Annotated in this window: 11 protein-coding genes; all 11 read right to left on the reverse strand. The window is 43.3% G+C overall.

Translation table 11 applies throughout. The features are described from left to right. Positions 1-48 precede the first annotated feature (48 nt). The gene (locus OGM16_01650) at positions 49-1,203 is read right to left on the reverse strand and encodes a cysteine desulfurase (GenBank protein UYJ47008.1); all 1,155 of its coding nucleotides are present in this window, start codon (positions 1,201-1,203) and stop codon (positions 49-51) included. Beyond that, positions 1,203-1,952 (reverse strand): 16S rRNA (uracil(1498)-N(3))-methyltransferase, encoded by a 750-nt coding sequence (locus OGM16_01655; GenBank protein ID UYJ47009.1) that lies wholly within the window; start codon positions 1,950-1,952, stop codon positions 1,203-1,205. The genes OGM16_01650 and OGM16_01655 overlap by 1 nt, the downstream gene beginning before the upstream one ends. 9 nt (positions 1,953-1,961) lie before the next feature. Beyond that, on the reverse strand, positions 1,962-2,918 hold the full coding sequence (prmA, locus tag OGM16_01660; protein ID UYJ47010.1) for a 50S ribosomal protein L11 methyltransferase: 957 nt from the start codon (positions 2,916-2,918) through the stop codon (positions 1,962-1,964). 15 nt (positions 2,919-2,933) lie between these two features. Further along, the gene (locus OGM16_01665) at positions 2,934-3,689 is read right to left on the reverse strand and encodes a TSUP family transporter (GenBank protein ID UYJ47011.1); all 756 of its coding nucleotides are present in this window, start codon (positions 3,687-3,689) and stop codon (positions 2,934-2,936) included. Between the two features lie 101 nt (positions 3,690-3,790). Further along, positions 3,791-4,900 carry a 16S rRNA (cytosine(1402)-N(4))-methyltransferase RsmH gene (gene rsmH / locus OGM16_01670; protein ID UYJ48370.1) on the reverse strand — a complete coding sequence of 370 codons (1,110 nt, stop codon included), beginning with the start codon at positions 4,898-4,900 and terminating at the stop codon, positions 3,791-3,793. A 96-nt stretch (positions 4,901-4,996) separates the two neighbouring features. Next, on the reverse strand, positions 4,997-6,850 hold the full coding sequence (recQ, locus tag OGM16_01675) for a DNA helicase RecQ (protein UYJ47012.1): 1,854 nt from the start codon (positions 6,848-6,850) through the stop codon (positions 4,997-4,999). Between the two features lie 2 nt (positions 6,851-6,852). Further along, the gene (locus tag OGM16_01680; GenBank protein ID UYJ47013.1) at positions 6,853-8,274 is read right to left on the reverse strand and encodes an SEC-C metal-binding domain-containing protein; all 1,422 of its coding nucleotides are present in this window, start codon (positions 8,272-8,274) and stop codon (positions 6,853-6,855) included. A gap of 333 nt (positions 8,275-8,607) precedes the next feature. Further along, the gene (locus OGM16_01685; GenBank protein UYJ47014.1) at positions 8,608-9,828 is read right to left on the reverse strand and encodes an OFA family MFS transporter; all 1,221 of its coding nucleotides are present in this window, start codon (positions 9,826-9,828) and stop codon (positions 8,608-8,610) included. A gap of 37 nt (positions 9,829-9,865) precedes the next feature. After that, a complete protein-coding gene (locus OGM16_01690; protein UYJ47015.1) occupies positions 9,866-11,272 on the reverse strand; it encodes an MFS transporter in 1,407 nt (468 codons plus the stop codon). A 108-nt stretch (positions 11,273-11,380) separates the two neighbouring features. After that, on the reverse strand, positions 11,381-12,163 hold the full coding sequence (locus tag OGM16_01695; GenBank protein ID UYJ47016.1) for an SDR family NAD(P)-dependent oxidoreductase: 783 nt from the start codon (positions 12,161-12,163) through the stop codon (positions 11,381-11,383). A 242-nt stretch (positions 12,164-12,405) separates the two neighbouring features. Then, entirely contained in the window at positions 12,406-13,221 is an 816-nt protein-coding gene (locus OGM16_01700; GenBank protein ID UYJ47017.1) for a MerR family transcriptional regulator, read from the reverse strand. Positions 13,222-13,301 lie beyond the last annotated feature (80 nt).

A 13,301-nucleotide genomic window follows, 5' to 3' on the forward strand; every position in this document is an offset into this window, starting at 1 on the left:
TGTTTTTATCTAGGCTCACAAACCTGCGCTGACGCGCTTATCTGCCTGCTATTTTATAGTAAATCTCCTAAGCACCGGCAGAAGCTCCTTTAAAACATCCACTGCATAGTCGATCTCTTCTTTTTTATTAAACATCCCAAAACTGAATCTTAAAGTAGAATCCAGTAATTCCTTTTTCACCCCGATCGCCTTTAAAGTACCGCTGATGGCCGGATGATTAGATGAGCAGGCAGAACCGGAAGAAACATAGATGCCTTTTTCTTCCAGGGCATGAAGAAGTACCTCGCTTCTTACTCCCTCAAAGCTTAAACTTACGATCTGCGGAGCCCCTTCTGCCCCCTTTAAACTATTGACTGTAACGCCTTCCATTTCAGACGCCCTAAGGATCAGATAGTCCTTTAAGCCTGTAAGATACTCCATCTTGGCGCTGTGGTCTGTATACATTTCTTTTGCTGCCACGCCAAGACCTGCAATACCGGGAACATTTTCTGTACCGGAACGCATATCCTTCTGCTGGCCGCCGCCATAGATCAAAGGACGGATCTTTACCTTTTCATCAATATATAAGAAACCTACGCCCTTTGGCCCATGGATTTTATGTCCGCTGACACTTAACAGGTCAATGCCCTGTTTTTTGGGACGGATCACTATTTTCCCATATGCCTGGATAGCATCTACATGAAATACGGTCTTTGGATTTTTTCCATGTACCAGACGCCCGATCTCATCAATTGGTTCAATAGCGCCGATCTCATTATTTACATACATAACAGACACTAAAATAGTATCCGGACGCAAAGACTGCTCCAGTTCTTCCAGTGAAATATGTCCATTGTGATCCACATGAAGATAAGTCACCTCAAAACCTAAGGACTCCAGAAATGCCAGCGGCTGATACACAGAGGCATGCTCGATCCTGGTGCTGATAATATGCTTTCCTGCTCTCTGGTTTGCCAAGGCCGTACCAATAAGTGCCATGTTATTAGACTCTGTACCCCCGGAAGTAAACAGGATTTCTTTGTCTTTTACCTTTAAGGTCTTTGCAATATCGGCTGCAGCCTGACGGATGTATTTCTCTGCCTCCATGCCTTTTGTATGCTTAGCAGAAGGATTTCCGAAATCTTCCATCAGTGTTTTTACCATAATATCCCGGACAGAGTCCAGAGCCTTTGTTGTGGCTGAATTATCAAAATATGCTTCCATTAAAATGCTCCTTCCAGCTTCATCATCAAAAGAGCCAGTATAGCAGGTCCTGCTGTTTCTGTGCGCAGGATCCGCTTTCCAAGGCTTACGGGCTTTACTCCCATTTTCAGGGCAAGCTTAATCTCTTCCTCGTCAAATCCACCTTCCGGTCCGATAAACACTGCGATCTGCTGTCCTGGTGCCAGTCTGCCTAATACCTGCTTTATTCCGTCCATTCCCTTTTCCAGCTCATAGGGGATCATGGACAGATCAAATTTCTGTTCTTCTATATAGGAAAATGCCTCTTTCAAGCTCATCACCATTCCCACTTGTGGGATATAGCTGCGCTTTGACTGCTTAGCTGCACTTTCTGCAATAGCCTGCCAGCGGCGTACCTTTGCCTCTGCTTTTTTTGCGTCCAGCTTCACCACTGCATTTCTGGTGGCAACCGGAATCACACCTGCAGCCCCCAGTTCCACAGCCTTCTGGATGATCACTTCCATTTTATCTGATTTTGGCAGTCCCTGAAAAAGCCATATTCTGGAAGGAAGCTCTTTGCTGTCTTCGTTTTCAGAAAGGATCTCTAAAATCCCTTCTCCCTCTGCATAGCTTTCTATCTGACAGTTATAATCTTTTCCTGTACCGTCGCTGATAAGCACTGCTTCCCCGGTCTTCATGCGGAGCACATTTTTCATATGGTTCAGATCTGCTCCTGTGATCTTTACCTTTCCCTCTCCAATGGCAGAAGGATCCACAAAAAAATGATACATGTAAGGCTCCTATTTCTTTCTTGCAGTAACAGAGAGCCATTCTCCCTGATAAGTGATCTCTACAACTTCCAGTTCTTCACTGGCAGCAAATGCAGCCCGGACTGCTTCTTCCTTCAGGTTGATAATACCGGAAGTAATGAAATATCCACCCTTTTTCAAGTGTACCGGGATCTCTTTTACCAGCATGATGATAACATCTGCTAAAATATTAGCAACTACGATATCATATTTCTCATATCCGGCCCAGTCCTGAACAGCCTTGTCATCAATGATATTTCCCTGAAGTACATGGAAACGGTCGCTGCTTATATCGTTGGAAGCCAGATTTTCACCAACAGCTGTAATGGCATTTTCATCCAGATCTGTTCCCCAGACTTCCTTTGCACCCAGTTTTAAAGCAGTAATGCCTAAAATACCACTTCCCGTTCCTACATCCAGGATCTCGCTTTCGCTGTGGACATATTTTTCCAGCTGGCGGATGCAAAGCTGAGTCGTTTCATGCATACCGGTTCCGAAAGCAGTTCCCGGATCGATCTGTACTAACAGCTTGTCCTTGTGTTCTTCCGGAATAGTCTCCCAGGTTGGCTTGATCAGGATATGATCTACTGTAAAAGGCTTAAAATACTGCTTCCAGTTGTTGATCCAGTCCTTATCTTCCGTTTCAGAAGCTTCGATAGAACGCTGTCCCAGATTTGTATATGCAGCCAGCTCATCCAGTCCTTCTTCCACACGGCGAAGCGTCTCCTCTACCTGGTCATCATCATCCAGATAAAAGCTTACCTTTGCAACACCTTCATCCGGCGGAAGCTCCGGAAGGATATCTATGAACATGCCTTTTGTTTCTTTTTCTGTAAGAGGCACATTATCTTCTACTTCAATGCCCTCAATACCCACATCATCCAGCATGCTGCTTACCAGATCAACTGCTTCTGTGGTAGTAGTCAGAGTGAATTTTTTCCACTTCATAATGCATTTCTCCTTTTAATGACCCGTCAGAATTTTTATAAATAAGATCCCCAGTACCACCAGAACAACCGGACGGACGATTTTCTGGCCATCATGGACTACCAGCCCTGAGCCCAGGTAATTGCCTGCTACAGAACAGGCTGCTGCTGCCAGTCCCAGAGGATAATAAACATTTTCTGCTATAATAAATGTCACCAGTGCTGCCACATTAGATGAAAGATTAATGATCTTCGTCTGTGCGGATGCGCTGCGGGTATCCATTTTTGCTGCTCCTGTAAATACAAGCAGTAAAAAAGTTCCTGTACCCGGTCCGTAAAAACCGTCATAACAGCCGATGAAGAAAGCCGCGGTCACAGAGATCAGAAACATCTTTTTGTAAGGAACGGTTCCTGTATTTTCATCTTCTCCCATGTTTTTGTTTTTTAATACATGATAAGCTACGATCGGAAGGACCACGATCATCATATGCCGGATCACAGAATCTGAAACCAGCAGCGACACCTTTGCTCCCAGAACAGAACCTGTCATAGCACAGACTGCCGATGCTATGGCCATTTTCATTTTTCCTTTTAAATAACCATGTTTTAAAAGTCTCACCGCAGAAATGGAAGTTCCTATGGTAGAACCCATTTTATTGGTTCCAAGAGCCAGATGGGCCGGAACCCCTGCGATCAGATATCCAGGGAGAGAAATAAGTCCCCCGCCTCCGGCAATGGAATCTACAAGACCTGCCAGAAATACCAACGGGCAGACGATCAGATAAGCTGTCACAATTATTTCCTCTCTTTCGTACAGTACAAAGCAACTCATATCTTAACACAGTTTAAATGCACTGGCAATAAAAGGCCGCTTATTTTTGCATATTCTTCCCTTTACTCCTGCGCTTTCACTGCCCAGCGAAGCTTTGTAGACTTAGCCCTTCCGTTTTTGGCACATTCTTCTGCAGACGGGCGGATCACATCCTGGTTGATCTGGCTGTAGATCCCGGCTTTTAAGCCTTCTTTAAAGGCTTTCTTTACCAGGCGGTCTTCGCCGGAATGGAAGGTAAGGATCGCAGCTCTCCCCCCTGGCTTTAATGCACCTGGAAGTTTATCCAAAAATGCATACAATACCTCAAATTCACTGTTAATATCAATACGCAGTGCCTGGAAGGTGCGCTGGCAGGATTTCTTTACCGCCTCTTTTTTCTCTGCTTCCGGCAGGAAAGAAAGTGCTTCTTCAATCACTTCTTTTAACCGGGTAGTTGTTTCAATGGGTCTGCCATGCTTCTTCTCATTCATCACTTTTCTTGCGATCTGCTCTGCATATGGCTCATCTGAGTTTTCCACCAGCATTCCCTTTAATTCTTCAAAATTAAGTTTTTTTAAACGCTCCGCCGCAGTTTCTCCTTTAGAAGGATCAAGACGCAGGTCCAGCGGGCCTTCATTTTTAAAAGAAAAACCTCTGTCTGGATTGTCGATCTGCATGGAAGAAACTCCCAGATCAGCTAAAACAAAGTCAAATCCCCCTGCTTCCTCTGCCACCTGGTCAATATTTGCAAAGTTTAAATGCTTAATAGTTAAAATATCCGGTCCAAAGCCTTTATCTGTCAGACGTTTTCTGGTTTTTTCCATTTCAATGGTATCCACATCCAGAGCATATATGTGGCCTTCGCCCTTTAAGCAGGCTAACATATGGCTGGTATGACCACCATATCCCAAGGTTGCATCCAGTCCGGTCTGTCCAGGCTGGATGTTCAGGAAATCCAAAATTTCCTTTACCATAATAGAAATATGCATACCTGCAGGTGTACTGCCCTTACTAATGACCTTTGCAATGGTATCCCCGTATTTTTCCGGCTGGAGTTCTTTGTATTTCTCTTTATAGGATCTTGGATGAGTTCCTTTGTAACGGACACGGCGCTTATGAGGTGTTTGTGGAGTTTCTGCCTGGTCTGCTGTTCCTGGGGTTTTACCAGCACCTTTTAAATTGTTCTCTTCCATATTCTTCTCCATTTTTCTCCTTCTTATCTTTATGTACTCTCGATGTACTCTCAAAATCTTTACAACATCTTTACAAAAAGGTATCAGATCACAGTTTTATGCCTGTTCTCTGATCGCTGCCAGGAAACGTTCTCCATATTTCTCATATTTAAACTCTCCCACACCAGATACAGAAAGCATTTCTTCCTTATTTGCAGGCTTTATAATACACATATGGGCCAGTGTCTTATCAGAAAATACAATATAAGGAGGAACTTTTTCTTCTTTGGCGATCTGTACCCGAAGCTTTCGCAGCATTTCAAATAATGTTTCCTCTGCCTCTGTAAAATCACCTGCTCCGGCCAGGGCGCTCTTTTTCTTCCTGCTCTTCTTCTGTGTTTCCTGCTCACTTTTTGTCTGCTCTTTTGCCAGCTTCATCCATACTGTTTCTTCATTATTTAACACAGATCCGGCCTTGGTCGTCAGACGTAAAACTGCATATTCATCATTGGTAGCTGTAATATACCCGTCTAACTGCAGCTGGTTTAAAATCTGGCGCAGACGGTATACCGGAACTTTCGCCAGTGAGCCATACTCTGGATTTTCATTCATCCCATAGCCCCGGATCTTAGCCGTATTTGCTCCATGGACTGTATCAATGATCACTGTTGCCCCATATCTCTGTCTGCTGGTTTCAATACAAGAAAGAAGTGCTTTTGCCATCTCTGTTATATCAGTATTTTCAAATTGCGTAAGACAATTGGAACAGTTTCCGCAGTAATTACTGCCGTATTCCCCAAAATAACGTAGGATATAATCCCGCAGACACTCATGGGTAAAGCAGTAAAAAGTCATTTTTTTCAGACGTTCTCTGTCCCGCTCCATAACTAACTGTCTTGTCATAGGGTCTAAGGCTTCATTATCCTGATTATGGTCAATGAAAAACTGGTTCGTAATTACGTCCTGTCCCCCGTAAAGAAGAATGCACTCCGCCGGTTCCCCATCGCGGCCTGCTCTTCCTGCTTCCTGGTAATAGGATTCCATATTTTTCGGCATATTATAATGAATAACAAAGCGCACATTTGACTTATCAATTCCCATTCCAAAAGCATTGGTAGCTACCATGATCCGCACATTGTCATAGATAAACTCCTCCTGATTGTGCTTTCGCTCCGCATCACTTAAGCCTGCATGGTAGCGGGTGACAGAAAAGCCTTCTTTGATCAGCTTTTCACATACTTCTTCCACGATCTTGCGGGTAAGACAATAGACAATGCCGCTTTCTGCCTTATGCTGCTCTAACAGCTCTACTAATGCCTGATATCTGTCTTTAGGTGTCTGTACTCCAAAATACAGATTGGTCCGGTCAAAACCGGTGGTTAAAACTTCTGGTTCCTGAAGCATAAGAATGTCTATGATATCATCCCTTACCTCTGCAGTTGCAGTAGCCGTAAAAGCACTGACTACAGGCCGCTTTGGAAGACGTTTAATAAAATCTACGATCTTCAGATAACTTGGCCTAAAATCCTGTCCCCACTGGGAAACACAATGTGCTTCATCCACTGCCACCATGGAAATATTTACCTGTGGATCTAAGGCAAACCGAAGAAAATCCTCTGTTACCAAACGCTCCGGCGCTACATATATAATAGGATATCTTCCCGTTCTGGCTAATTCCAGTACCTTTCTATATTGACCAGGCGTAAGAGAACTGTTTAAATAAGCTGCCAGGATACCAGCCTGGTTTAAGTTGCTTACCTGGTCTTTCATTAAGGATATAAGAGGCGAAACCACAAGTGTGATCCCGCCCATCATAAGTGCCGGTATCTGATAGCAAAGGGACTTTCCTGCCCCCGTTGGCATGATGCCAAGGACATCTCTTCCTTCTAAAATGGCACCTATCAGTTTTTCCTGTCCATCCCTAAAGGTATCATATCCAAAATAATGCTTCAAGATCTCGTATTGATTCATATTTATGCCTGATTCTTTCCGCAGCACTTTTTATACTTTTTGCCGCTTCCACATGGGCATGGATCATTTGGATAGATTTTTGTAGTCTTACAGACTACCTGTCCATTTGCCTTGCCCTGATTTAAAAGACCTGCTGCAATGTCCGTATTTTTCTTCTCTGCAGCCATGCGCACTGCCAGTCCATCTGCGCTAAATCCCCTGTTACACCATAAATGTTCTGCATTGGACATCTCCATTGCATAGCGCAGTGGTTCTTTTGCATCTTTGATATCCTCAAAAGATGCTCCGATCTGTCTTAAGGTATTTAAAACAAACTGAATCTGCGCCTGAGGATCTGGCTCTGCTCCACCTTTTCCTACATCTGTGCCCATATCACGAAGCTTTGCAATAAAGACTTCTAAGTATACCTCCGGGGTAGTCCCTGCTGCCTGTGCCGCTGCTTCTAATTCTTTTCCATATTTTCCCTTCAGATAGTTTCTTAAATTCTTTTCTGCAGTGGAGATCACATGGTAGTCTTCGTTTACATACTTTAAAAATTCTTCTTTTGCTGGAAGGTACATTGGCTTGTCCATGGTGTCACGCAGCAGCTTTCTGTAGGAAGTTTTCTCCCCTGCAGATGCAAAAAACTGGTCGAAATCCTTTTCCTCCACGTTCTGTCCGCCCTTTTTTGCAAATGCTTTTACCATTTCCTTCTGTTCGTTCTGGAAATCTTCTGTAAAAGAAGGATGTACAAACAGACCGTCCATGGTAGCCAGTACCTCCGGAACTGTATCTCCGATCAGCTGCTGTAAGGTACAAATCCCTAAATATCTTGGCTGGAAAAGGATGGTATTGCGATAGCTTCCTTCTTCTCTTGCGTAGCCTTCAAAATCATCCAGATTCTTTTCGTAATGGCGCAGCAGAAGCTCAAAGTCATGAAGAGCCACTACACCATACAGATGGGAAGCTGCCAGCACATAGTCAGAAAGCATGCGCATATAAGCTCTTCTTTTTCTGTATACAATATCCTGTGATAAGGCTTCGTAAGCTTCCATGCAGCCATACTCATCACACAGAACTGCCAACATCTCATCTTTTCCATAAAAAGCCAGGCAGAAGCCTTCAAATAAAGCAGAATCGCTCATAACAGATGCAATTCTCTCAATTCTGTCTGCCTTCTTTAATTTTACTTTTTCCGCTTCCTCTGCCTGAATGTCCTGCCACAGTTTCAGGGATCCTCCTGAAATAATGGACTCCATTGCAAAGTCGATCTTTTCTCCTGTCTCCCCTTCGATCACAGGACGCAGATCATCTGTATCTGCATTTTGTACCATACGGAAATCATCATTGCCGGATAATACTCTGAGCATCAGCTGATATAGGGTTTTGATCTCATCCGCTTTGTATTTCTGCAGTTTTTTGGTGATCTGTGCTTTTATTTCCATTCTGTCTTATCCTCATTTCCTTATTTCAAAAAAATAACCCAGAAATCATGTAACCTTCCGGGGCTTTCCCTGTTATTATAAAGCAGAAGGGCATATGCTTCAAGCATTTTATTTTAAACTTCCGGGTACATAAAAAAAACGGAAAACAGGTACATAGCTGCACCAGTTTCCGTTTTTTTACAAACTTTTATTTTTTGATACCAGGGTCAAAAGGTCATAAATCCGATGCAAGCTTGCTTGCAGGAGGATTTTTGAACTTGGGACCCTGGCATCATCATTGTTTAATCTGATCACAAGATTGGGCATAAAAGCATTTTCATACTGTACTTCTTACTATGCATTTTCCATCTTTGCTGCCATCTTCTGTGCGATCACGATCAGTACGATGGCTGCAACTGCTAATAATGCAGATCCGATGAAGCCCATGGTGTACTGACCGGTGGTATCGTAGAAGTAAGCACTGATCTTAGGACCTACGAAAGCACCGATACCATATCCGATGAAGATCAGACCGTAATTACGGTTGTAGAATTTAGAACCGAAGATCATACGTACCATTGGTGCGAATACTACTAACAATCCACCAAAGGAGAAACCTACTAAAACGATACATACGATAAAGTATGAAAGTGTAGTAGCCTGAGTCAGCATTAACATGGAAACTCCGTTGATGACCATTAACAGGATCAGGCTCTTCCAGCCCTTTAAGATATCGTAGATAAAACCAAATCCAATACGTCCGCACATGTTAGCCAGTGTCATAATGGATACACATAATGCAGCGGTCATTGCAGTCTGGCCAACCTGACGCTGTGCAATAGGGCTTGTGAAGGAAACCATCATGGTTCCGGCTGCATTTGCAAAAATGAACATTAATAACAGTACCCAGAATACAGGTGTCTTAACCATTTCGCCCATGCTGTAATCTTTTGTTTTTAATACCTTAACCTGCTCAGCGGATGGCTTCCAGCCTTCTGGAGCCCAGCCTTCCGGACAAGGAACGATCATTGCTGCTGCAATACCAACACCGATCAGGAATACGATTGCCAGGATACGGCAGGTCATCTGTGCGCCTACACGGTCAATGAGAGTCTGGGCAATAGGACTCATAATGAAAGGACCGCAGGAAGCGCCGGCCTGAACCAGACCGGAAATAGAACCGGAACGGTCAGGGAACCATTTTAATGCTGTAGGAAGACATGCCGGGTAGATCATACCGCCGCCGGCACCAGCCATTAATCCGTAAAATACATACAGCTGTGGGATGCTGGATGCAAAACCGGTTAAGAACCAGCCGCCTGCAAAAAGGCAAAGACCAATGTAAATGGTTTTTCTTGGGCTGATCTTCTCAGCTAAGGAACCGCCGATAAAGCCAACTGCACAGTATGTAAACATATAAATGGTATATGCCAGTGCGAATGCGGAATCGCTCCATCCAAATTTGGTTGTTAACGGGATACAAAACAGACTGAAGTAAGCAGTAGCAGAGGTAAATAAACTCTGCAGCCATACACCGGCAAACACTCTCCAGCGAGTTGCTTTTGTGATATTCATACTCTAAACTCTCCTTAAAAATGTGACTTATAAAACTTTATGCATTTGCCTGTTCCGCAAGTTTGTGGCGCTCATCTAAGACTTTCATGATGCCGTCATACTCACGGTCCAGTTTATAAAACACCAGCAGTGCCAGAATAGCAATAAATACAGCTAATGGTGCATAGTAGAACATGATGCGGATGCCCTTCATTGCAGTTTCACTCTGCACTGCCAGCTTGCCGTCATATCCATAAGCTCCCAACACCCAGCCAATAACTGCAGACGCAAGAGCAGAACCAACGCGGACCCCTAAAGATGCAGCGGAATATACAAAACCTTCTGCACGGGTACCTGTTTTATACTCTCCATACTCAATACTGTCTGCGATCATACCAAACTTGGTAGCTGAAATACATGCAACACCCATTCCACGAAGGATCAGTCCCAGATACATAAGTCCCATGGACTGCTCTGCAAACAGGATCAGGACAACCTGTCCTGCAATACCCATTCCAGCGCCTCCGTAGAGCGCTACATTCCGTTTTCCGATTCTTTGTACAACCGGTATCAGAAGCAGCGGAACCAGAATGGATGCAAAAGTAGAACACATCATCATGGTCTTATTATAACCTGCATCCTGCATAACATATTTTGCAAAATACATGTTCATACCGTAAAGACTGGTCATTGCAGTGTAAAAAATGTTGACCATCAGCATGATGAACCAATATTTGTTAGCAAACAGGATCTTCACACCCTGTAATAAGGATAAAGAAGATTTTTTTCCTGTTTTCTGTTCCATAACACCGGAACCAACACGCTCTTTACAACCCAAAAATGTGATCAGGAACAGCCCGATAGAAACGATACCTACTAACAGGAATGTCTTCTGCCAGCCGGCAGGTCCACCGCCAAATTTTTCTACCAGATCAGGGGCATAGGAGCTGATCACGAATACGCCTAAAGCTCCTAAACTTGCTCGGCTGATAGAAAGAAGTGCTCTTTCGTTCTGCTTGTTTGTCATAACGCTGCTTAAAACACCGTATGGCACGTTCATGGAAGTGAAAATACAGGTTGCCATCAGGTTATAGGAAATAAATGCATATATAACCTTTCCTGTTTCACTGAAATCCGGTACTGTAAACAACAGAACACAGCCGATGCAGTACGGAATTACCATCCATAACAGCCACGGTCTTGCTTTTCCAAGCGGTGAATGGACATTTTCAATGATATATCCCATCATCATATCAGAAATACCATCGAAGATCTTGCTAACTAAAAGTACCGTTCCTACTGTAGCTGCACTGATGCAAGCCACATCTGTATAAAAGAAAACAATGTAAGAACCAATGGCTCCGTAAATGAAGCAAAAGGAGAAATCTCCCAGTCCATAGCAAAGGTACTCCATCAGGTCAATATTGTTTCTCTTTGATACATTTTTAAAACCAAAATTACCCATTTTCCTTTTATCCCCAACTTCTGTTTACTATTATCCATGGTGGTGGCCCCTACAGGCAGCACCACCATTTTATTCAGCATACTAATACATGGTTTACGAAACGATGTACTAGCACTGAAGGGTTCCCAGATCCAGGGCAACGTCTCTGCCGTTGAACTTACCAGCTGCACGGCTGGTTCCAAGCCAGTAAACCATATCAGAAATATCCTCAACATCCAGGAAAGGAACTCCTGCGTACATTTCCTTATAATCCTTAAAGTTCTTTCCAGTCAGCTCATTAATGAACTCTACATAGCTCTGGGTTTCGCACATTGGAGTCTTAACCTTGGTTGGGCAAAGTGCATTAACAATGATCCCCTTGCTTCCAACTTCTTTTGCCAGGGTCTTGGTCAGGCCTAAAACTCCCCATTTAGCCATACAATACGTAGCTAACTTTGGAGTTCCGTAAAGACCACTGGTAGAAGCAATGTTGATGATCCTTCCGAAGCCCTGCTTTAACATATACTGTGTTGCGTACTTGTCAGTTCTCCAGGTACCGATCAGGTCAATGTTAATAACCTTTTCTACCTGCTCATCTGTCAGCTCCCAGGTGTTTCCAAAGTTAATAACGCCCGCATTGGCGATAACCACATCTAAACGTCCGAACTTTTCCCATGCCTTTGCAAATAAATTTTCCATATCAGGTGTACTGCAGATGTTTGCCTTAACAGCTAAAACTTCAGCGCCTAATTCATTTAATTCTTTGATGGTTTCCTGGAATCTTTCATCTTCTGGATCCAGCATATCTGCCAGAACTACATTAAATCCGTTCTGCGCATACTTGACTGCATGGGCACGTCCCTGTCCCATAGCTCCTCCGGTGATCAATACTGTCTTCTTCTGTTCACTCATGACCTTTTCCCCTTTCACTTTTAAGTGGTTTAAATATGTTCGTTAATTAGTTTGTTACTTTTTTAACTTGCTTATCTGCCACTACTATAACAATTAAAGTGGTTTTAAGGTCAAGTTGATTTTTTGCACAAAAAATGCAGAGTGTTTTATTGCACTCTGCACAATCATTTTTCAATAGTTTTGTAGTATTCTTAACAATGTCACTCTTTTTATTTGCTGGTTTCCAAATTTTTCTTTTTTTCTTATGCTTCTTTAATAGGAAACCACACAATATGCCAGTTAAAATACTCCTCTTCCGGCTTGGTCATGCAGGCTACCTGGGTCACAATATCCCCTGCAAGGCTTAATCCATTCTGCTCCAAATACCGGAAGCCTTCCTTTAAACTCTCCAGTGACAAATACTTTCCTGACCGGGATGGAATACAGGTGTGGACGCAGAGGCAAGGTGGATAATACTGTACCAGCTCTGACTCCTTTACATTTAAAAATTGTGCATACTCTTCCCGAAGTCCCATTCCAAAATCAAACTCTGTTTCTCCTTTTTCAATATTTTTCTGATAAAATACAGCACATGAAAAAACAAATGGCTCTTTTTCTGTCCATTCTGAGATCAGATCCAGCTGTTCCTTCTTTTTAAATAAAGTATAATTTTTCTGGGTATTCATGCGGTAAATACCCGGCCGTTCCTCAATCCTGAACTTCCCTACGTTTTCTTTTGCATCATGAAGCACCTGCTGGCTCTGTCTGATCCGCTTTAAAAGATTCATCTGACGGATGATCTCCTGCTGGATCATCTCTTCCTGATCCACCATTTTTCCCCGTATTTCCGCCAATTCATGGCTTCTGAACAATTCTGCTATTTCCTCCAGGGAAAAACCATAGTTCTGGTAATGTCTGGCCCTTAAAAGCATATGAAAATCCCATGTATTATAATATCTGTAGCCAGTTTCCGGATCCCGGACCGGACTGATAATGTTCCTGCTCTCATAATACCGAATCGCCTCTGACGAGATCCCCATCAGCTTAGCCATAGTTCCAATACTATACTTCTGATACATCTTCTTTCCCCCTGATGACACTGCATTCTACTTATTAGTTATTAGACACAATTTTCACAGCTGTTTACCTTCCAAACTCT

The sequence above is a fragment of the Lachnospiraceae bacterium genome, from assembly GCA_025758065.1.
Classification (GTDB): domain Bacteria; phylum Bacillota; class Clostridia; order Lachnospirales; family Lachnospiraceae; genus Enterocloster.